General features: G+C 45.5%; 19 protein-coding genes and 1 pseudogene. 16 read left to right on the plus strand and 4 right to left on the minus strand.

Annotation, left to right across the window (positions count from 1 at the left end; translation table 11 throughout):
• Positions 1-54 precede the first annotated feature (54 nt).
• A pseudogene (locus QZ323_RS08195) lies at positions 55-651 on the minus strand (insulinase family protein); the annotation flags it as partial.
• A gap of 271 nt (positions 652-922) precedes the next feature.
• On the opposite strand from QZ323_RS08195, the gene QZ323_RS08200 reads away from it, so the two are divergent.
• Together QZ323_RS08200 and QZ323_RS08205 are read left to right on the plus strand one after the other, a co-directional pair.
• The gene (locus tag QZ323_RS08200; protein WP_294634115.1) at positions 923-1,204 is read left to right on the plus strand and encodes a hypothetical protein; all 282 of its coding nucleotides are present in this window, start codon (positions 923-925) and stop codon (positions 1,202-1,204) included.
• Between the two features lie 334 nt (positions 1,205-1,538).
• On the plus strand, positions 1,539-3,314 hold the full coding sequence (locus tag QZ323_RS08205) for a biotin/lipoyl-binding protein (RefSeq protein WP_294634116.1): 1,776 nt from the start codon (positions 1,539-1,541) through the stop codon (positions 3,312-3,314).
• Positions 3,315-3,445: 131 nt separating this feature from the next.
• On the opposite strand, the gene QZ323_RS08210 is transcribed toward QZ323_RS08205, so the two are convergent.
• Positions 3,446-4,651, minus strand: coding sequence for a BamA/TamA family outer membrane protein (locus QZ323_RS08210; protein WP_294634117.1), 1,206 nt, complete (start codon positions 4,649-4,651; stop codon positions 3,446-3,448).
• 220 nt (positions 4,652-4,871) lie between these two features.
• Between QZ323_RS08210 and QZ323_RS08215 the strand changes: the two genes are divergently transcribed.
• The 14 genes from QZ323_RS08215 (at position 4,872) to QZ323_RS08280 (ending at position 19,851) form a co-directional block, all read left to right on the plus strand.
• A complete protein-coding gene (locus QZ323_RS08215) occupies positions 4,872-6,272 on the plus strand; it encodes a C1 family peptidase (RefSeq protein ID WP_294634118.1) in 1,401 nt (466 codons plus the stop codon).
• A gap of 131 nt (positions 6,273-6,403) precedes the next feature.
• The gene (locus tag QZ323_RS08220; RefSeq protein WP_294634119.1) at positions 6,404-7,888 is read left to right on the plus strand and encodes a Na(+)-translocating NADH-quinone reductase subunit A; all 1,485 of its coding nucleotides are present in this window, start codon (positions 6,404-6,406) and stop codon (positions 7,886-7,888) included.
• A 32-nt stretch (positions 7,889-7,920) separates the two neighbouring features.
• Entirely contained in the window at positions 7,921-9,090 is a 1,170-nt protein-coding gene (locus tag QZ323_RS08225) for an NADH:ubiquinone reductase (Na(+)-transporting) subunit B (protein WP_294634120.1), read from the plus strand.
• Positions 9,091-9,104: 14 nt separating this feature from the next.
• Positions 9,105-9,794 carry a Na(+)-translocating NADH-quinone reductase subunit C gene (locus tag QZ323_RS08230; RefSeq protein ID WP_294634121.1) on the plus strand — a complete coding sequence of 230 codons (690 nt, stop codon included), beginning with the start codon at positions 9,105-9,107 and terminating at the stop codon, positions 9,792-9,794.
• Positions 9,795-9,798: 4 nt separating this feature from the next.
• Positions 9,799-10,434, plus strand: coding sequence for an NADH:ubiquinone reductase (Na(+)-transporting) subunit D (locus QZ323_RS08235; RefSeq protein ID WP_294634122.1), 636 nt, complete (start codon positions 9,799-9,801; stop codon positions 10,432-10,434).
• A 105-nt stretch (positions 10,435-10,539) separates the two neighbouring features.
• Positions 10,540-11,166, plus strand: coding sequence for an NADH:ubiquinone reductase (Na(+)-transporting) subunit E (gene nqrE, locus QZ323_RS08240; protein ID WP_294634123.1), 627 nt, complete (start codon positions 10,540-10,542; stop codon positions 11,164-11,166).
• A gap of 19 nt (positions 11,167-11,185) precedes the next feature.
• Positions 11,186-12,460 carry an NADH:ubiquinone reductase (Na(+)-transporting) subunit F gene (gene nqrF / locus QZ323_RS08245; protein WP_294634124.1) on the plus strand — a complete coding sequence of 425 codons (1,275 nt, stop codon included), beginning with the start codon at positions 11,186-11,188 and terminating at the stop codon, positions 12,458-12,460.
• Positions 12,461-12,796: 336 nt separating this feature from the next.
• Positions 12,797-12,994, plus strand: a complete 198-nt coding sequence (locus QZ323_RS08250) for a serpin family protein (protein ID WP_294634125.1) — start codon at positions 12,797-12,799, stop codon at positions 12,992-12,994.
• Positions 12,995-13,257: 263 nt separating this feature from the next.
• The gene (locus QZ323_RS08255; protein ID WP_294634126.1) at positions 13,258-14,670 is read left to right on the plus strand and encodes a DEAD/DEAH box helicase; all 1,413 of its coding nucleotides are present in this window, start codon (positions 13,258-13,260) and stop codon (positions 14,668-14,670) included.
• 273 nt (positions 14,671-14,943) lie between these two features.
• On the plus strand, positions 14,944-16,011 hold the full coding sequence (gene serC / locus QZ323_RS08260; RefSeq protein WP_294634127.1) for a 3-phosphoserine/phosphohydroxythreonine transaminase: 1,068 nt from the start codon (positions 14,944-14,946) through the stop codon (positions 16,009-16,011).
• 110 nt (positions 16,012-16,121) lie between these two features.
• Positions 16,122-17,048, plus strand: coding sequence for an NAD(P)-dependent oxidoreductase (locus QZ323_RS08265; RefSeq protein ID WP_294634128.1), 927 nt, complete (start codon positions 16,122-16,124; stop codon positions 17,046-17,048).
• Positions 17,049-17,071: 23 nt separating this feature from the next.
• Positions 17,072-18,319, plus strand: a complete 1,248-nt coding sequence (locus QZ323_RS08270; RefSeq protein ID WP_294634129.1) for a DUF1015 domain-containing protein — start codon at positions 17,072-17,074, stop codon at positions 18,317-18,319.
• 357 nt (positions 18,320-18,676) lie between these two features.
• A complete protein-coding gene (locus tag QZ323_RS08275; RefSeq protein ID WP_294634130.1) occupies positions 18,677-18,853 on the plus strand; it encodes a hypothetical protein in 177 nt (58 codons plus the stop codon).
• Positions 18,854-18,966: 113 nt separating this feature from the next.
• Positions 18,967-19,851, plus strand: coding sequence for an NAD(P)-dependent oxidoreductase (locus QZ323_RS08280; RefSeq protein WP_294634131.1), 885 nt, complete (start codon positions 18,967-18,969; stop codon positions 19,849-19,851).
• Between the two features lie 5 nt (positions 19,852-19,856).
• Here the strand turns inward: QZ323_RS08280 and QZ323_RS08285 are convergent, their stop codons facing one another.
• Positions 19,857-20,648 (minus strand): aspartate dehydrogenase domain-containing protein, encoded by a 792-nt coding sequence (locus QZ323_RS08285; RefSeq protein WP_294634132.1) that lies wholly within the window; start codon positions 20,646-20,648, stop codon positions 19,857-19,859.
• Between the two features lie 125 nt (positions 20,649-20,773).
• Positions 20,774-21,922: a glycerate kinase gene (locus tag QZ323_RS08290; protein ID WP_294634151.1), complete on the minus strand. Its 1,149-nt coding sequence runs from the start codon at positions 21,920-21,922 to the stop codon at positions 20,774-20,776.
• Positions 21,923-22,392: the final 470 nt, after the last annotated feature.

Below are 22,392 nucleotides of genomic sequence, written 5' to 3' on the forward strand. Positions count from 1 at the left end.
ACCGTCCGATTGGACAGATAAAATATTCACTAATTTAATTCAACCAACAGGTATATTATATTCTTCGTAGACGCTTTCCAGCTCGGTTTGGAAAGTACGGAATACAGGGTTGATCATACGTTGTGAGTAAATCTCCAGCCACTTGTTGATCTGATAGGGAGGGAACGAGTTGTGATAATAAGTCAAGTCGAAACTGGTTCCGGCATTCAGTCCTTTGCCACCCATGCTCTCTATTAGGTTCATAAATTCTGTAGAAGAGCTGACTTTTGCAGCCTCTATGGTCAGTTCGTTGATTTCTTTAGCGATGGCTTCCTTTTTCAAGGGATCTGCTTCATCAGCCATTTCATCGTACTTGGCGATGATTTTCTCGTAAAGGGGTTTTTCGGCAGCCCAATCCAGTGCACCGATTTTGTCGGTACCCTTGAACATCACGTGCTCCAGATAGTGTGCCAGTCCGGTGTATTCCTCCGGATCGTTGACTGAGCCGGTGCGGCAAGCCACGATACCATATACATCCGATTTCGTGTTGTCTTCCCATATATATACGGAAAGACCATTCTTCAGCTTGAATACCTTTAGCCCTTGACCGAAAGACGGTAAAGAGACTGCCATGACAGTCAGAAGAATGAATAGATTGATAATTCTTCTCATAAATTTTAAAGTGTTTCTTAAATAAAGTGTTTTGGTTATATGTAGGCAAAACTATAAAAAAAACACAGATTCTTTACGAAATCTTCGGAAAAAGATACGTTTTTTGTTGAAAACAGCACCGAAAAACTCTCAAAAGAGGGATAAAATCTATCGGATGTCTGTTTTTCCCCTAAAGAAAAACAAAACTAATCCCCTGAGAACCGCGGAACTCGCCTATACTTGCAATCACAAATTAAATATGAATATGATGTATTTTAATAAAAACCAAAGTATGGATACTTATAATATTGAAAATGGGTTGCCTAATGGGCAAAAAGAGTTGCTTCGCTTTGGATATAAGTTGGCAATCGATAAAAAAGGATATAAGAGAATATTTCAAGGGACGTCGTTCGAAGTGTTGGGCTGGATGGATAAGTATGCTCCCGATACTAAGATCAAAAAGTGGGTGTATGTCTTTATGCGTACTCTTTTTATCGATAGCTTCCGCCGGATCGTGTGCGAACAGATTTTCGCGGACCGGACGGACTGTTACTATACTCTGGATATATCGTAGGATACCGCTTTATATTGCAATATGATATAAAACATATCTTTTGATGCGAAGATTTTGGGCTGAATTGTGTCTATATGTCAGAATAAACCTTTATATTTGTACTTGTTAAGAGCCTGTTTAAATTTTGTTCAGCCTTCTTTTGAGAGTTCTTTTTGCGGATGTTTTTCTGTTTTTATAAGGAGCATAGCGGGCTATGTGACGAATAAAAAGAGGAAAACAGACTGGAAAGAAACTCTAAAGAAGTTGAATAAAAAAACTTTTTGAAGAAAATTTAAACAGGCTCTAAGTTAACCTGAATAATTCATGTATGTTAAACCAATAACTGCTGACTGCGATGAAAAAGGAAATTAAATTCAGTCTTGTTTACCGTGATATGTGGCAATCTTCCGGTAAATATCAGCCTCGTGTAGATCAATTGGTACGCATTGCCCCGCTGATAATCGAAATGGGGTGTTTTGCTCGTGTGGAAACCAATGGAGGAGCTTTCGAGCAAGTAAACTTGCTCTATGGTGAGAATCCCAACAAGGCTGTGCGCGCTTTTACCCGGCCGTTCAATGAGGTTGGTATACAGACACACATGCTCGATCGTGGTTTGAATGGGCTGCGCATGTATCCTGTTCCTGCCGATGTACGCCGCTTGATGTATCGTGTGAAGCATGCCCAAGGGGTGGATATCACACGTATCTTCTGTGGACTAAATGAGACAAGGAATATTATTCCTTCCATCAAATATGCGCTGGAGGCAGGAATGATGCCGCAAGCTACGTTGTGTATCACTTACTCACCTGTGCATACGGTGGAGTATTATGCCCGCATTGCCGACCAGTTGATAGAGGCAGGAGCACCCGAAATCTGTTTGAAAGACATGGCAGGAATCGGGCGTCCGGGAATGTTGGGTTGTCTGACGAAGACCATCAAAGAGAGGCATCCGGAAGTGATCATCCAGTATCATGGCCATAACGGCCCGGGTTTGGCGATGGCTTCCATCCTTGAGGTTTGCGAGAATGGGGCGGACATTATCGATGTGGCTATGGAGCCGATGTCGTGGGGAAAGGTACACCCGGATGTGATTTCAGTACAAGCCATGCTGAAGGATAAGGGCTTCCAGGTGCCGGATATCAATATGAAAGCGTATATGAAAGTACGTGCCATGACACAGGAGTTTATCGATGATTTTTTGGGCTATTTCATGGATCCGACGAACAAACATACCTCTTCTCTGCTGTTGAAGTGTGGTCTGCCGGGTGGAATGATGGGCTCTATGATGGCTGACCTGAAAGGCGTGCATTCAGGCATAAACATGATACTGCGTGGAAAGAATAAGTCGGAACTCAGTCTCGACGACCTGTTGGTGATGCTGTTCGACGAAGTGGAATATGTATGGCCCAAGCTGGGTTACCCACCACTGGTGACACCCTTCAGCCAATATGTGAAAAATGTAGCATTGATGAACCTTATGCAGTTGGTGAAAGGTGAGGAGCGATGGACAATGATAGACAATCATACCTGGGATATGATACTGGGTAAGAGCGGACGTCTGCCCGGTGAGTTGGCTCCTGAGATTGTGGAGTTAGCAAAAGCGAAAGGATATGAATTTGTCGACACGGATCCCCAGCTGAACTATCCGGATGCACTGGATGACTATCGAAAGGAGATGGATGAAAACGGTTGGGAATACGGCGAAGACGATGAAGAACTTTTTGAGCTCGCTATGCACGACCGTCAATACCGCGATTACAAATCAGGGGTTGCCAAGAAGCGTTTTGAAGATGAATTATTGCGTGTCAAGGATGCTTTCATGGCAAAGAGCGGCTATTCGGAAGAAGAAATCCGGAAAATGAAGCGTGCCAAGGCAGATCCTATTATCGCTCCGGAGAAGGGGCAGGTGTTGTGGGAGGTCTCGGTCGAAGGTCCTTCGATAGCACCGTTCATCGGTCGTAAATACCAGCATGACGAAGTTTTCTGTTATCTCTCTACCCCGTGGGGCGAATATGAAAAGATATTCACCGGCTTTACCGGGCGCGTAGTGGAAGTATGCGCCAAGCAAGGCGATAAGGTGAACAAGGGTGATGTGATAGCTTACATTCAACGAAGCGATATTTTTGCCTGATTTATGCGGATGGAAGGTGTGTCAAAACGCCTTTTTAAAGAAAATCACTCCTGCCACAGCTATTTGTGACAGGGGTGATCCTTTCAATTCGAGCATTATGACACGCCTTCCGGAATGCCGTCTGTCCATCGTCAGAACGCTTCTGTTATGTTAAAGTAGAAAAGCGTCTGATTATTGACTGTGTTTTTCCCCAGTTCGAGGCGTACGTTCATACGGGGTTGTACTTCGATGCGCAGTCCTAAACCATAATTGGGCAATACACCTTCTATTTTTCCAGGAGTAGGCCCCATGAAGCCGCATCCTGCCCAGCCTGCAAAACCGAGATGGCTGATCAGCCGTTTCAATCTCGTGCTTTTATCCGTATTTATCATCTGACGGTACTCCGCTATGAGTATGTGCGAAGATTTGTCGCGATATTGTCCCATGTAATATCCGCGCAGGTCGAATGGAGTTCCGGTAAGCACATATTGTGTCAGAGGCACATGTCCGAAGACATTCTTGCTTTGTGCTGTCCAGGCGATGACTTTTCGGTTGCCTACACTCTTATATTGGCGGTAATCTATTTCCAGGCGATAGAAGTTCTTGTCACTTCCGAGTAATTTGGTGTACATCATTCCCCGGAAATCAAGATACATGCCCCGATAGGCATTGGCAGGAATGTCGCGGCTGTCGTATGTCAGCAGGAATCCGATACCAGAGTTGAAATTGTTATATCCGCTGCTTGTACCTCCGGCAGCCTTGTAGGAAGGTTCTTCCACCAGATGCTTGGCAGGCTCCGTGAGCTTGTCATAATTGATGTCTATCTGTGGGCCGGCAAAGATGTTGCTGTTGCCCAGACGGAAGAGAAACCAAGGATTGACCTGTATACCACTGTAGCGATATTGGCTGGTGGTGTCGCTACGCACATAATCCTTGTTCGTACGATAACCCAATCCGTAGAAATTGTCCGTCGTGTTTTTGTAAGCAAACTTTCCGAATATACGGAAACGGTCGCCCTTGAAGAACAACTGAGGCTTAGAGAAGAGGTTTATCCCTCCATTAAACATGAAAGCGATACCTATGGGAACCACCGAACGCAACTGAGTGCTGTCGTTAGGATTCATTCGGAAGGTCAATAGGGCACTTCCGCCAAGTACGGCGCCAAAATCGGGAGTATAGCTGGGACCACCTAAAATGTTGTAATGCAAATTCCGTTTTGCTACCTTTTGTCTCCGCAATTCTCGTTTGGTCAATGCGGTTATTGTGTCCTTGCCGGCAACTAACTCCGCAGTATCCTGAGCTGAAATAATTGTTGCAGAGAATAATAAGATCAAAATACCTGTTATAATTTTTTTCATATCATATTACAATGAGAGTGCAAAGAAAACTAAATTATTTGGTTTAGTTTTTAGCCTGAGTGACAATAAATCTAAAGAGTCTACTAAAAGTTCCAAAAAAACGATTAAATTTGCGTCATTCTCGCAGTTGGGCAAGGTTGGCAAAGAAAAAAGAATGTTTCCATACTGTGCGGGATGATTATGTAAACCAAATATACTCAACATAAAAATAGATTCTTATATGAAGAAACGAATTTTATCAGTTTTTGTTTTTAGTGCTGCTCTTTTTCCCATGCAGGCACAAGACGGAAAAGGCGGTATTAGCGAAGCCATGCTGAATCAGATCAAACAAGCCTATCAGGGAACTGCCTCCGACAAGGCGCTACGCAATGCTATTGGCAACAACGACATCCGCAAACTGGCACTCAACCAAGAGAACCTGACGGGTATGGATACCCACTTCTCCGTAAAAGTTGAGTCAAAGGGAATTACGGACCAGGAGTCTTCGGGACGTTGCTGGCTCTTCACCGGACTGAACGTGATGCGTGCCAAGGCTATCGCCCGATATGGCTTCCAGTCGTTCGAGTTTTCTCAAATCTACCCCTTCTTTTGGGATCAATTGGAAAAAGCAAATCTTTTTCTGCAAGGCGTGATTGATACAAGTAAAAAGCCGATGACCGACCAGACTGTAGAGTGGTTGTTCAAGCATCCACTGAGCGATGGAGGTACATTTACCGGTGTAGCCGACATTGTGGGCAAATACGGAGTAGTGCCTAAAGAAGCCATGCCGGAAACGAATAGCAGTAATAATACATCGCGTATGTCTAATCTGATCTCTCTGAAACTGAAAGAGTACGGTCTGCAACTTCGTGAACTTGCTGCTGGAGGAGCGAAACCTGCCGCATTGGATAAGGAGAAGACAAACATGCTTGGCACCATCTATCGCATGCTGGTGCTGAATTTAGGCGTTCCGCCTACGGAGTTCGATTATATACGCAAAGACGCCAAGGGTAATCCTGTAGAGACGGAACACCATACTCCCATGTCTTTCTTGAAGAAATATGGCGACGAAAATCTCCTGAGCAATTACGTGATGGTCATGAATGACCCCACCCGTGAATACTACAAATGCTATGAGATAGACTACGACCGCCATCGCTACGACGGCAAGAACTGGACTTATGTCAACCTGCCCGTAGAGGAAATCAAAGAGATGGCCATCGCTTCGCTGAAGGATAGTACGATGATGTACTTCTCCTGTGATGTAGGTAAGTTCCTGAATTCCGAACGTGGTTTGCTCGATGTGAAAAACTATGATTACGGTTCACTGATGGGTACTACCTTCGGTATGGACAAGAAACAACGCATCCAGACATTCTCCAGTGGTTCCAGCCATGCTATGACTCTTATGGCCGTAGATCTGGATAAAGACGGGAAACCCGTGAAGTGGATGGTGGAGAACAGCTGGGGAGCAGCGAGCGGCTATCGGGGACACCTGATTATGACCGATGAATGGTTTGATGAATACATGTTCCGCCTAGTGCTGGAGACAAAATATGTCCCGGCCAAAGTGATGGATCTGTTCAAGCAGAAGCCTGTCCGCCTACCAGCATGGGATCCGATGTTTGCTGAGGAATTATAAAATTTGAATTATGAAATTTGAATTGCTGTGTAGCCGGATTTGAATTATTGCACTGTCTGATTTGAATCGCCGTATTGTCTGATTTGAATAGCTGTACTGTCGGAACAAACACCCCCTTTCATAATTCAAATATGAACCTCGTGTTCGTTAACGAAAGGAATTACGGAAATTTCTCCGTAATTCCTTTCTTTTTTGCTCTTTATTCACGCTCTTTTTTGTTACTTTTGCGGCAAATTAATGAAACCATTATTTTATATACACGCATGGCAAATGTAATTAAGTTACGTAAAGGCCTTGACATTAACCTGAAAGGTAAAGCCGTTCAGGAGTTGAAGCCTGTGAAAGAACCGGGATTCTATGCATTGGTTCCCGACGACTTTACGGGTATCACTCCGAAAGTGGTGGTCAAAGAACAGGAGTATGTGATGGCCGGAGGACCCTTGTTTATCGACAAGAATCATCCTGAATTGAAATTTGTTTCGCCCGTGAGCGGCGTAGTGACAAGTGTGGAGCGCGGTGCACGCCGTAAGGTGCTGAACATTGTCGTTGAAGCTGCTGCCGAGCAAGACTATGAAGAATTCGGAAAGAAAAACGTGAATGCCCTGGATGGAGAATCGGTGAAAGCTGCATTGCTGGAGGCCGGTATGTTTGCGTTCATCCGTCAGCGTCCCTACGACGTGATTGCTGATCCTACGATGTTTCCGAAAGCTATCTTCGTGTCTGCCTTCGACAGCAATCCGCTGGCGCCTGATTTCGAATTTGTTCTGAAAGGGGAAGAAGCAAACTTCCAGACAGGACTCGATGCCCTTGCCAAGATGGCAAAGACGTATCTGAGTATTAGTGTAAAACAAAAGACTACTGCACTGACGCAGGCTAAGAATGTGACTGTTACCGCTTTCGATGGGCCTAACCCGGCCGGAAACGTCGGTGTGCAGATCAATCACATCTCACCTGTTGTGAAAGGTGAAACCGTGTGGACAATCGGTGCGGAGGCAGTCATCTTCATCGGTCGCCTGTTCAACACTGGTCGCGTGGACATGACACGCAAAGTGGCTGTGACCGGTTCGGAAGTGTTGCGCCCCGCATATTGCAACCTGAAGGTAGGTGCACTGCTGACCAACGTATTCAGTGGAAACGTGACTACAGATAAGTCGCTACGTTACATCAGTGGTAATGTGCTGACTGGTAAGAAGGTAAGCCCGAACGGTTACCTCGGAGCTTTCGACAGCCAGCTGACGGTGATTCCCGAAGGCGATAATATCCACGAAATGCTGGGTTGGATTATGCCTCGTTTCAATCAGTTTAGCGTGAACCATTCTTATTTCAGTTGGCTGATGGGCAAGAACAAAGAATACGTGCTTGATGCACGCATCAAGGGTGGCGAGCGCCACATGATCATGTCCAACGAATATGATAAGGTATTCCCAATGGATATTTATCCCGAATATCTGGTGAAAGCCATCATTGCAGGGGATATTGACCGGATGGAAGCCTTAGGCATTTATGAAGTGGCTCCCGAAGATTTTGCCCTTTGCGAATTTGTATGCTCTTCGAAAGTGGAGGTTCAACGCATTGTTCGTGCCGGACTCGACATGCTTCGTGCAGAAATGGCATAGTTTTTAACTAATAAACTAATAAACTGAAATTAATGAAAGCGTTAAGAAATTATCTCGACAAGATAAAGCCGAACTTTGAAGAAGGCGGCAAACTCCACGCATTCCAGTCCGTGTTCGATGGATTCGAAACATTCCTTTTCGTTCCTAACACGACTTCGAAATCGGGAACGCATATTCACGACGCTATCGACAGTAAACGCATCATGTCGATGGTAGTCATTGCGTTGCTGCCGGCGTTGTTGTTCGGTATGTATAACGTAGGTTATCAGCATTTCCACGCTACTGGTGCTACAGGTAGCTTCATCGAACTGTTTGCCTACGGTTTTCTGGCAGTATTGCCCAAAATCATTGTATCCTATATCGTAGGTTTGGGCATTGAGTTTGTAGTAGCTCAGTGGAAGAAAGAAGAAATCCAAGAGGGTTTCCTCGTTTCCGGTATCCTTATTCCTATGATTGTTCCTGTAGATTGTCCGCTGTGGATTCTGGCTGAGGCAACCGCATTTTCTGTGATTTTCGCCAAAGAAGTATTCGGTGGAACAGGTATGAATGTGTTCAATGTAGCTCTGGTTACGCGCGCATTCTTGTTCTTTGCCTATCCGACCAAGATGTCCGGTGATGCCGTTTGGGTATCCGGTGATTCAATCTTCGGCTTGGGTCAGACCGTTGACGGATTGACTGCTGCTACTCCGCTGGGTTTAGCCGCTACTTCGGGAGCCGTTCCTCCTTTCTCATGGGATATGGTGGTTGGTTTGATTCCGGGTTCTATCGGTGAGACGAGCGTTATTGCCATCGCCCTCGGTGCTATCCTGCTGTTGGCAACGGGTATTGCAAGCTGGAAGACGATGTTATCTGTGTTCGTAGGTGGTGCATTTATGGGATGGGTATTCAATACAATCGGTCCTGATACAGCAATGGCTCACATGCCTTGGTATCAACACCTTGTGCTGGGCGGTTTCTGTTTCGGTGCTGTGTTTATGGCTACTGACCCTGTGACATCAGCCCGTACGGAGACAGGTAAGTACATTTTCGGTTTCCTGATCGGTGTGATGGCAATCGTGATACGTGTACTGAATCCCGGCTATCCCGAAGGCATGATGCTTGCCATCTTGCTGATGAATATCTTCGCTCCGCTGATTGACTATTGTGTCGTACAGAGCAATATCAGCCGTCGCGAGAAACGTGCAATCAAGTCTAACAATTAAAAATACCGGAAAAAATGAATACCAATAGTAATAGTTATACTATCATTTATGCTTCGGTAATGGTTGTTATCGTTGCATTCCTGCTGGCATTCGTAAGCTCTTCACTGCGTGCTACGCAGAACAAGAACGTGGAACTTGATACAAAGAAGCAGATTCTTGCCGCTTTGAACATCAAGGATGTGAAGGATGCCGACGCAGAATATAATAAATACATCAAGGGAGACATGCTGATGGATGCCGACGGCAATCTGGCAAAGAATGAAGGCGCATTTGCCACGGCATACGAGAAAGAGGCTAAGGAAAACCAACGTCTGCACGTGTTTGTAGCAGAAGTGGATGGAGAGACTAAATATGTATTCCCGGTTTACGGTGCCGGTCTTTGGGGCGCTATCTGGGGATATGTTGCGTTGAACAGTGACAAGAATACCGTTTATGGTGTCTATTTCTCTCATGCCAGCGAGACTCCGGGCTTGGGCGCTGAAATCGCTACTCCGCACTTCCAAGGAGAATTTCCTGGCAAGAAGACACTGGAGAACGGTGAAATTGCCCTCGGTGTAGTAAAGAATGGCAAGGTTGAAAAACCGGATTATCAGGTAGACGGCATTTCGGGTGGTACTATCACTTCTGTGGGAGTGAACGATATGTTGAAGAAGTGCCTGAGCAGCTATCAGAAGTTTTTAACTAATAATAATGAGGAGAAATAAGAATATGGGAGCATTGTTTTCAACGAAAAATAAAGAAGTATTCTCCACTCCGCTGGGTATGAACAATCCGGTGACAGTACAGGTGCTGGGTATTTGCTCTGCCTTGGCTGTTACGGCTAAGCTGGAACCTGCCATCGTGATGGGACTTTCAGTGACGGTGATTACGGCCTTTGCCAATGTGGTCATCTCATTGTTGCGCAAGACCATTCCTAACCGCATTCGTATTATCGTTCAGTTGGTGGTGGTTGCCGCATTGGTGACAATTGTAAGTGAAGTCTTGAAAGCGTTTGCTTACGATGTAAGCGTACAACTTTCTGTGTATGTAGGTCTGATTATCACAAACTGTATCCTGATGGGGCGTCTGGAGGCTTTTGCCATGCAGAATGGACCGTGGGAGTCATTCCTCGATGGTGTGGGCAATGGTTTGGGATATGCCAAGATTCTGGTTATCGTAGCTTTCTTCCGCGAACTTTTGGGTTCAGGTACATTGCTCGGTTTCAATATCCTGAATCATGAGTGGTTGAAGAATCTGGGTTATGTGAACAACGGTTTGATGCTGATGCCGCCGATGGCACTGATTATCTGCGCTTGCATCATCTGGTATCAACGTGCACATCACAAAGAATTGCAGGAAAAGTAAAGTAGATTTATGATTTCAAATTTATGGTTTGTTTTCTGCTGTGTATAGTGTTGATAAATCATAATTCATAAATCATAATTCTTAAATCATAAATCAAAAAAGATTATGGAACATTTTATAAGTTTATTTGTCCGCTCCATTTTTGTGGACAACATGATATTTGCGTTCTTCCTGGGTATGTGCTCGTATTTGGCTGTATCGAAGAATGTGAAGACTGCTGTAGGACTGGGTATTGCTGTGACTTTCGTATTGACTGTTACGCTTCCGGTCAATTATCTGTTGCAGACAAAGGTGCTTGCCGCTGATGCTATAATTGATGGTGTAGACCTTAGTTTCTTAGGTTTTATTCTTTTTATTGCTGTCATAGCCGGTATCGTGCAGTTGGTAGAAATGATAGTAGAGCGTTTCAGCCCTTCGCTGTATGCTTCGCTGGGTATCTTCTTGCCGCTGATTGCCGTGAACTGCGCTATCATGGGTGCTTCGTTGTTCATGCAGCAGCGCATCACGCTGGGCGAAAGCGATCCTAAGTTTATAGGAGGCATTACAGATGCTATCTCCTATGCGTTAGGTTCCGGTATCGGTTGGCTGCTTGCTATTGTCGGTCTGGCTGCTATCCGCGAGAAGATGGCCTATTCAGATGTTCCCGCACCATTGAAAGGTTTGGGCATCACATTTATCACGGTAGGTCTGATGGCAATGGCATTCATGTGTTTCTCTGGTTTGAACATCTAATAAAGAAAGGAATAGAACAATGGATATGAATTTAATATTAGCGAGCATTGGAGTATTCCTGGTGGTTATTCTGTTGCTTGTCGTTATTCTGTTGGTGGCCAAGAACTTCTTGGTTCCTTCAGGTAATGTGAAACTGACTATTAACGGTGATAAGGTGCTGGATGTTGCTTCCGGTTCTACACTGTTGAATACGCTGTCCGTGAATGGTGTGTTCCTTTCTTCAGCTTGTGGTGGTAAAGGTTCTTGCGGACAATGCAAATGCCAGGTAATGGACGGCGGTGGTGAAATCTTGCCGTCGGAAATACCTCACTTCAGCCGTAAGCAAGTGCAGGATCATTGGCGTCTGGGTTGCCAGGTGAAAGTGAAGGGTGACATGGCTATCAAGATTGACGAGTCTGTACTTGGTGTGAAAGAGTGGGAGTGCGAGGTTATCTCTAACAAGAACGTGGCTACGTTCATCAAAGAGTTTATCGTTGCTTTGCCTAAGGGTGAACACATGGACTTCATTCCTGGTTCGTACGCACAAATCAAGATTCCTAAATATGAGATGGACTATAACAAGGACATTGACAAGAGCTTGATTGGTGAAGAATATTTGCCGGCATGGGAGAAGTTCGGTTTGTTTGGTCTGAAGTGTAAGAATGAGGTAGATACTATCCGTGCTTATTCTATGGCCAACTATCCGGCAGAGGGTGACCGTATCATGCTGACGGTTCGTATTGCTACTCCTCCGTTCAAACCGAAAGAACAGGGACCGGGCTTCATGGATGTAATGCCTGGTATCGCTTCTTCTTACATCTTCACGCTCAAACCGGGCGATAAGGTTATCATGAGTGGTCCTTATGGTGATTTCCATCCGATATTCGATTCGAAACGCGAGATGATGTGGGTAGGTGGTGGTGCCGGTATGGCTCCGTTGCGTGCACAGATCATGCACATGACTAAGACGTTGAAGACTACGGATCGTAAGATGTCTTATTTCTACGGTGCCCGTGCCTTGAATGAGGTGTTCTATCTGGAAGATTTCCTGCAATTGGAGAAAGACTTCCCGAATTTCTCATTCCACCTTGCACTTGACCGTCCTGACCCTGCCGCAGATGCCGCAGGTGTGAAGTACACGGCGGGCTTCGTTCATCAGGTGATTTACAATACTTACCTGAAAGATCATGAGGCTCCTGAGGACATAGAGTACTACATGTGTGGTCCTGGTCCGATGTCGAAAGCCGTAGAAAAGATGCTTGACGACCTTGGCGTTCCGTCTCAGAACTTGATGTTCGACAACTTTGGCGGATAAGACGGTACATCTGAGTATATAAAATACTTCGATATTGACAGAAGCTCCTGCATGACTACGGTTGTGCAGGAGTTTCTTGTTGATACAAGGCTGCAAGAGCATGCTTTTGTGAACAGTTACATGCGATTCCAACTAAGTAATACAAGTGATATGGATGTTATAAATCTGTCTATTGCTTCAGATAATAGAGAACAAGCTCTTTTTAGTTGTATTCAGAGTATGTTAACATAAATGGCTAAGTATGTTGACATACATGGCAAAGTATCTTTAGATACTTTGCCGAGTATCTTGACATACTGTCTTTGACTGGTTTTAATGCTACGGCACTTCATTTCAATGGTGAAACAGTCTGCTTGCCTGAAAGTGGACGAAGAGGGTAGCGAAGGGGCTGTTGTAACAATAGCGTTTATTGATATGGCTGCTCCTCCGGTATTCGAAAAGGCTACGTTTGAGGCTGACCGTCCGTTCTTGTTCATGATTACCGAAGGCGGAACTGATGTCATCTTGTTTATAGGAAGTGTAGAGGCTTTCTGATAACCGTATTTGGAAAAGACAGAAATAAGGACTGGGACACGAATTACGCGTGACTTGCGTAATCCGTGTCCCTTTTTCGGTTTTGTATCTTGTGTTATAATCATAAAAAACATTCTATTTCTCCTATTTCTGCTGTATATCTCGCAAGTTCGTTTTATCTTTGAACCGTCAACATAGGAGTATGTATGGTTTTTCTTGTAAAAGAGTACTTAAAAACAAGATTGAGTAAATCCAGACTGCTTCTGATTTAGAAAAAAAACAATATGGAAATTCAAGAGATACTGCGCAATCTGCAAATCGCACAACTTACCCCGATGCAAGAGGCTGTACGGGAGGCTTATCGTGAAAACAAAGACTTGGTGTTGCTTTCGCCTACGGGTTCAGGCAAGACACTTGCGTTTCTACTTCCTTTAGTTCAATCGCTGAAAGCGGGATTACTGGGCGTACAGGCTGTGGTCTTAGTACCTTCGCGTGAATTGGCACTACAAATAGAAACGGTATTTAAGTCTATGGGAACGCCGTTCAAGGCAATGAGCTGCTACGGTGGCCGTCCGGCTATGGAAGAACACCGTACGATGCGTGGCATGAATCCCGCAGTCATCATCGGGACGCCGGGACGAATGAACGACCACCTGAAGAAGGGCAATATTGATGCGCATGCCGTGTCAACCTTGATTATTGACGAGTTTGACAAATGCTTGGAATTCGGTTTTCAGGATGAAATGTCGGAGGTAATCGGGCAGTTGCCCTCATTGAAAAAGAGGGTATTGCTTTCCGCTACCGATTCGGAAGAAATACCGGCGTTTGTAAAGGTCAACTCTGCATCCGTAAAGGTCAGCTCTACGCCCGTAAAGGTCAGCTCTACATCCGTAAAGGTCAACTTGACGGATGCCAACCTTCACTCTGCTGAAACGGATGGTTTCATTAAACTGAATTTCCTGTCAGAGGAGAACGTTTCCGAACGCTTGAATTTGCAAAAAGTGTTCTCTCCCGAGAAAGATAAATTGGAAACGCTTTACCGTTTGTTGTGTACGTTAGGCAATGCCTCTACGTTAGTGTTCGTCAACTATCGGGAAAGTGTGGAACGGGTTACCGGTTATCTGCAAGCACAGAAGTTTCCTTGCGATATGTTTCATGGCGGTATGGAACAGCCCGACCGGGAACGTTCGCTCTATCGGTTTCGCAACGGAAGTTGTCCGGTATTGGTCTCTACCGACCTTGCTGCACGTGGCCTTGATATTCCCGGCCTTGACAATGTGGTACATTACCATCTTCCTGTCAATGAAGAGGCGTTTACACATCGCAACGGGCGTACGGCACGTTGGGAGGCGAGCGGAGCTTCTTTCCTGATTCTTCATTCGGAGGAACGTCTGCCTGATTATATATCGGAAGACATTCCTGTCTTTGCTTTGCCTGACCAGACACCTAAACCTTTTAAGCCCCGTTGGACTACCTTATATATAGGTAAAGGCAAAAAGGATAAACTGAACAAGATAGATATTGTCGGTTTCCTCTATAAGAAAGGAGGATTGGCGCGCGAGGATGTGGGGCAAGTGGATGTAAAGGAACATTATGCATTTGTAGCGGTTCGCCGTAGTAAAGTGAAGCAATTGCTCACTTTGATACGTGGTGAGAAAATAAAGGGCATGAAGACGATTATCGAAGAAGCGAGGTAGATTGCTTATGAATATTTACTTTTTTTGCATTTGTACTTTTGAATAAGAAGTTATGAACCAGTGTTGCTTTTAGTTTCTCTAAAAGTCGCTTCCTTGTTAAGTAAGGATAACAAAATGGTGTATATATCTTGTATAAACCATAAAAAAGTAAGTGAAATGCGGTATAACAATAGAATTTCATCATGAAAGGTTTGTTTTAAAGAAATATTTCCGTAATTTCGCAAAGTCGAAAGACACTAATGAACGAAATTGTATAACCAAAACAAACTTCAAATGAAAAAGCATAATTTCAATGCAGGACCTTCTATTCTTCCTCGTGAGGTGATTGAGAATACGGCAAATGCCATTCTTGATTTCAATGGTTCCGGCCTTTCACTGATGGAAATCAGCCACCGTGCAAAGGACTTCCAACCCGTTGTGGACGAAGCTGTAGCGCTATTCAAAGAATTACTCAATATTCCTGAAGGATATTCGGTATTGTTCTTGGGCGGCGGCGCCAGTTTGGAATTCTGCATGGTACCCTTCAACTTCCTCGAAAAGAAAGCAGCCTATCTGAACACAGGCGTTTGGGCAAAAAAGGCCATGAAAGAGGCCAAAGGCTTTGGCGAAGTGGTTGAAGTCGCTTCTTCCGCTGAATCCACTTACACTTATATTCCTAAAGACTATACCGTGCCTGCTGATGTGGATTATTTCCATATCACGACCAATAATACGATTTATGGTACAGAAATCAAGGAAGATCTGGATGTGAACGTTCCGTTGATTGCCGACATGTCTTCTGATATTTTCTCCCGTCCTATCGACGTGTCTAAATATATCTGTATCTATGGTGGTGCGCAAAAGAACCTGGCTCCTGCCGGTGTGACATTTGTTATCGTAAAGAATGATGCTTTGGGTAAGGTTTCACGTTACATTCCTACCATGCTGAATTATCAGACACATGTCGATGGTGGTTCAATGTTCAATACACCTCCGGTTGTTCCTATTTATGCGGCATTGCAGACGTTGCGTTGGATTAAGGCACAGGGTGGCTTGAAAGAGATGGAACGTCGTGCCATCGAAAAGGCAGATATGCTCTATGCTGAGATCGACCGTAACAAAATGTTTGTGGGCACTGCTGCCAAAGAAGACCGTTCACGCATGAACATCTGCTTCGTTATGGCTCCCGAATACAAGGAACTGGAAGCTGACTTCTTGAAGTTTGCTACGGAAAAAGGCATGGTGGGTATCAAGGGACACCGTTCTGTAGGTGGTTTCCGTGCATCTTGCTACAATGCTATGCCGAAAGAAAGCGTACAGGCTTTGATTGACTGCATGCAGGAATTTGAGAAACTTCATTAATCATATTGTTCACCGCAGATTACACAGAGCTACACAGATTGTATTAAGATTAGAATCTGGTGGTAATTTGTGCAATCTGTGGTGAATTCTTTTTTAATATCATAAGAATCATGAAAGTATTAGTTGCCACAGATAAGCCGTTTGCCAAAGTTGCTGTTGACGGTATTCGCAAAGAAATTGAAGCTGCAGGTTATGAACTTGTTATGCTGGAGAAATATGGAGAGAAAGCACGGTTGCTGGATGCAGTGAAGGACGTTGATGCCATCATCATCCGTAGTGACATTATAGATGCAGAAGTATTGGATGCCGCTAAAGAACTGAAGATTGTAGTGCGTGCCGGTGCCGGTTATGATAATGTAGATCTGGAAGCTGCCACTGCACATAATGTATGTGTGATGAATACTCCGGGACAAAATTCAAATGCCGTAGCCGAACTGGCATTCGGTATGATGGTTATGGCTGTACGCAATATGTATAACGGAACTTCCGGTACCGAATTGAAAGGTAAGAAACTGGGTATCCATGCATACGGCAATGTAGGTCGCAACGTAGCCCGTATTGCCAAAGGGGTTGGCATGGAAATCTATGCTTTCGATGCTTTCTGTCCGAAAGAGGTGATTGAGAAAGACGGTGTGAAGGCTGTTGCTTCTGCCGAGGAACTTTACTCTACTTGTGATGTCGTCTCACTGCATATTCCTGCCACTGCCGAGACCAAGAACTCTATCAATTATGCCTTGGTGAACAAGATGCCGAAAGGCGGAGTCCTGATAAATACGGCACGTAAGGAAGTGATTAATGAGACCGAACTGATTCAGTTGATGGAAGAACGTGTCGACCTGAAGTACATGACTGATATCATGCCTGCTGCCAATGAAACGTTTGCCGCCAAGTTTGTCGGACGTTATTTCTCTACACCGAAAAAGATGGGTGCACAGACTGCCGAAGCCAATATCAATGCCGGTATTGCTGCTGCACAGCAGATTGTAGGCTTCCTGAAAGACGGTTGCGAGCGGTTCCGTGTAAACAAGAAACCTTAGTAATCCATATAACACATACTCTTATGGCAATAATTAAACCGTTTAAGGGCATACGTCCTCCACAGGACCTGGTGGAACAAGTTGCATCCCGCCCTTATGATGTCTTAAATTCCGCAGAGGCACGTGCAGAGGCGGAAGGTAACGAGAAATCCCTCTATCATATCATTAAGCCGGAGATTGATTTCCCTGTCGGTACGGATGAACATGACGAGCGTGTTTATCAGAAAGCAGCCGAGAACTTCCAAATGTTCCAGGACAAGGGATGGCTGGTTCAGGATGATAAAGAGAACTATTATGTGTATGCGCAGACCATGAATGGGAAGACACAGTATGGTCTGGTAGTCGGAGCATACGTTCCCGACTATATGAACGGCGTTATCAAAAAACACGAGCTGACCCGTCGCGATAAGGAAGAAGACCGCATGAAACATGTCCGTGTGAACAATGCCAATATCGAACCGGTATTCTTTGCTTATCCGGATAATGCCGTGTTGGATGCTGTCATTTCCCGTTATACTTCCGAGAAGCCGGTATATGACTTTATCGCTCCTGGCGATGGTTTCGGACATACGTTCTGGATTATCGATAAGCAGGAAGATATAGATGTCATCACTAAAGAATTTGCCAAGATGCCTGCTCTTTACATTGCCGACGGACACCATCGTAGTGCCGCTGCCGCTTTGGTAGGAGCTGAAAAGGCTCAGCAGAATCCCAATCATACGGGTGATGAAGAATACAACTATTTCATGGCAGTTTGTTTCCCTGCCAACCAATTGACTATTATCGACTATAACCGTGTTGTCAAAGATCTGAATGGCCTGACACCGGAAGAGTTTCTGGCAGCCGTCAGCAAGAACTTCACGGTTGAAGAGAAGGGTGAGGACATTTATAAGCCTTTCGGTTTGCATAACTTCTCCCTCTATCTGGATGGGAAGTGGTATAGTCTGACAGCCAAACCGGGTACATATAACGATAATGATCCGATTGGTGTATTGGATGTTACTATTTCTTCCAATCTTATTTTGGATGAAATACTCGGCATTAAAGACCTTCGTTCTGACAAGCGTATTGATTTTGTTGGAGGTATTCGTGGCTTGGGCGAGTTGAAGAAGAGGGTAGATAGTGGAGAGATGAAAGTGGCTCTGGCTCTTTATCCGGTCAGCATGAAACAGTTGATGGATATCGCAGATACGGGCAATATTATGCCTCCCAAGACAACGTGGTTTGAGCCTAAATTGCGTTCAGGCCTTATCATTCATAAGTTAGTGTAAGACTATTCCCCATAATAAAAAAAGGAGTGCGTCAGAATCTTCAGAGACCAATCGTGAATTGCATCCCTAAAGTTGAGTACAGAACTTTAGGGATGCAGCACAAAAGATGAGAGGAAAATGGAAGATTTTCTTTTTCGGCCTTGAAATTGGGATGTTTGTTGTTAGGTATGGGATTGGGCTGATCACGGCCTTTATTGCGGAATTGAAGCTTAGCAAGAAATAATAGCTTGAGCACAGTAAATTCTTTAGTTACTAAGAGAAAGTTGTCAGTTACTGGCAACTTTTTTTCGTAATGGAGAACATTAAAGATATCCTGCGTGTTACTCTTTTAGTAAATAACCTAAACCGAATAAGATTATGGATAAGAAAGAAGAAGAAAAGGCTCTCGAAACGAAGAGTAAGATGCAGAAGAATATCGAAGGCAGACTGCCTGGGCGACAATTGGGATTATATACCAAAATCGATAAGAAGGAAGTACGTAATATGGTTTCCGAGATAAATCCGGATAAGAATAGCTTGGATAGCCGAGGATAACTTCGCTTTTTATCATGGTAGCAAGAAAGAGTTGTCACGTATCGTCGTTGACAGCTCTTTTTGTTTTATATTACTCTTTTTGCTAACTTTGCCGTTATTAAAATAGGATAGATATGTTTCGTAAACTTGTAGCAATAGAACCTGTCAGCTTGATACCTTCGGCAGAGAAAGAACTACGCTTGTATGCCAATGAAGTAGTGATGTATCCCGATGTGCCGGCAGGAGATGAGGAAATTGTAACCCGTATCGGAGATGCCGATGCCGTGCTCTTGAGTTATACTTCCCAGATCAACCGTTCGGTATTGGAGAGATGTACGGATGTGAAGTATATCGGAATGTGTTGTTCGCTGTACTCTCCCGAAAGCGCCAATGTAGATATCCGTTATGCCAACGAACGGGGAATCGTCGTGACGGGTATCCGTGATTATGGTGATGAAGGAGTGGTGGAATATGTGGTCAGCGAATTGGTGCGCTGCTTACATGGATTTGAACAGCAACCGTGGGATGGAATGGCGCGTGAGATTACCGGATTGAAGGTAGGCGTTGTCGGATTGGGTAAATCCGGAGGTATGATTGCGGATGCTTTGAAGTTCTTTGGGGCAGATATCGTTTACTTTGCCCGTAGCGAGAAGCCGGAAGCGGCAGCTAAAGGATATCGTTTCCTTCCGTTGGATATGCTTCTTGCCCAAAGTGAGGTAGTCTTCTGCTGCCTTAATAAGAACACGGTCCTGCTGCATGAGGCAGAGTTCGGGCAACTTGGAAATAAGAAGATTCTTTTCAATACGGGATTATCTCCGGCATGGGACGAACAGGCATTTGTCAAATGGCTGGAGGGTGATAATCTTTGCTTCTGTGATACGGTGGGAACTTTGGGAGGCGAACATCTTCTGAGCCAGCCCCATGTCCGCTGCATGCAAGTATCGACAGGCCGCACCCGTCAGGCGTTTGACCGCCTGAGCGAAAAGGTGCTTGCCAATATAAAGGAGTATCTCCGTTGACCGGATCAGGAGAATACGATCGGTGACGTGATATTGAGCAGGGTGTTCACGACAGACCACCCTGCTATTTCAGCAGTGGCACTGTACACGTCGATGACGGCATGAACCTGATCATTCTTTATCTCCACTCTTTGCGTGTCTCCTACGAATCCGGGGGTGGACTGCATAGACATCTGCATATTTTCAGGACCTACGGAAGCCAGTGAGGCGGCAACCGCTACATTGACTTTGGTGGGGAACATGGCAATGGCTTCGGTGGCATTGCCGGAGAAAACTATGCGCTGTTCGGTTTGCAGCGCCTCATCATATACGGCAGTCCCTTTCAGGGCATTGGGACCTTTTTCGTTGAAGAATTTGGCGGTCGCATTGCCCATCAGCGAGGCGGTGCGTAGCACGTCAAATCCGCCGGTGGCTCCGGAGACGATATACACGCGTGTACCGTTAGCCTTGGCTGTCTCGGTCACTTCCTGACGGAAGGCGGTGTCTGCCAGTGCGCCTATGGACAGGGTGACGATGGAAGTCCCGTTCTTCAGAGCGGGTAGGGCAAGCTCTTTCATGGCGGCAGGGGAGGCTGCTTCTACTAAATAGTCAGGTTTCAGAGCCAATAAATCTTCTATGGTTCCGCAAGCCATGCAGGCTTTTCCATGCTGTTGCATTTTGGCAACAATGCGTTCTGCTTTTTCGGTAGTGCGAGAGTATACGCCCACCAAATCATATTCCGGCAATATGCCATTGACAACTGCGTCCGAAACTATTCCGGCAAGTCGTCCACATCCGACAATAACTAATTTTTTCATGCGGCAAAGATACTCCTTATTCGCATAATTCCCAAATAGAGGCGTTAGCTCTGTGTGCCTCTCTTAACGGGGTAGCGTAGGAAAGAGCTCTTTCGGCATTGAGTGACGCGCATATCTCTCCGACATTAATATGCATATCTCTCTGACATTGACGCGCATATCTCTCCGACTGTCCGCCGGATGTTGGCGTATGCAAATCCCGGCTGCATGGCTTGGGTCAGTGGCACATTCGGGGCGTTAATGGAGAATACTCCTTGAAATCCGGCTTTATGCAGTTCGTCAGGGTCCTCTATCCTGCCGGCGAGTAAGATTACCGGAATGTTTTGCTTTCGGGCTTCCCGGAGTATGCCGGAAGGTACTTTTCCCATCAATGTCTGTCGGTCCGCCTTGCCCTCGCCGGTGATTATCAGATCGGCATCCGCTATCTTCCTGCCGAAGTCAAGCACATCCAACATCAACTGTATACCCGGTGTCAACTCTGCATTCAGAAAAGCCAGTAGGCTACCGCCCATACCGCCTGCCGCACCGGCTCCGGGGCAATTGGATATATCTTTCCCTGTTGTGCGGAGAATGACGTCTGCAAAGTTTCTCATGCCCGTATCCAATGCTTCCACCATTTTCCGGTCTGCTCCTTTCTGAGGGGCAAAGACGTATGCGGCACCATCGGGACCGTAAAACGGATTCTGCACATCGCAGGCAATCGTAAATCGGGATGCAGGCAAACCCGGATGGGCGAAGTCCGTATCAATGGAGGTTACTTGCAGCAAGGCGCTTCCATTGCCGGCTTCTAACACTCTTCCTTCTTTATCCCTGAAACGGAAACCTAATGCCTGTAGCATTCCTAAGCCTGCATCGTTGGTTGCACTGCCGCCAATGCCGATGATGAAGTTGCGGCAACCACGTTCCAATGCATCTCGAATCAGTTCTCCCGTCCCGTAGGAAGTTGTTATCATGGGATTCCTTTTTTCCGGCGGCACCAGAGGCAGGCCGCTGATGCTTGCCATTTCTATACAGGCGGTTTTCCCGTCTCCCGAAATGGCATAGTATGTATTGTGGTTTTTGAGAAGCGGGTCGTGGGCAATGATGTGGATTTTCTGACTTCCGGTCGCTGCCGCCAGTGCCTCTAACATGCCTTCGCCCCCATCGGCTATAGGCAAACACTGCACTTCACATTCCGGATATCTGCTGCGGACTCCTTCGGCAGCGGCTTTTTCTGCTTCTGCCGAAGATAAGCATCCTTTAAAGGAATCGATGGCGATGACTACTTTTTTCATTTGCTTTAGACGGTTCGTTTCGGGCAAAGTTATCCAATTTCTTCCGGTTATGCAAGAACATCTCTTTGTTGGGTATTGCCGATGACTGGGTACATCATAACAGAACCCCGTCATATTTCCCAGGTTGAGTATCGCGCCGCCGCCATTGTTTGTCCAGCCCAGTATGCCGGAGAGCGTCAGGCTCGGATAGAATGCCGCGCGACTGGAGCGGGCTATCAGGGTTTGCAGGTGGGCATCGGTGAAAAGCTTGCGCCAAGCCGGGGCGGCTATGGATGATGTTGTCCCTCGATCGGAGAACGAAAATACCAATTTGTCGGTATTGCGTGAGCCTTGTCTATCAAGTAATTTTGCACCCGTTAAACATAAAGGAGTCGGTTCCTGATGGAATACTGACTTTTGGCAAAATACAAAACAAACAACGCGCAGTGTCCTATCACGTAAGTCCAGTTGGCTTTTATGTTGGGACACTG

The sequence above is a fragment of the uncultured Bacteroides sp. genome, from assembly GCF_910585845.1.
Taxonomy (GTDB): Bacteria; Bacteroidota; Bacteroidia; order Bacteroidales; family Bacteroidaceae; genus Bacteroides.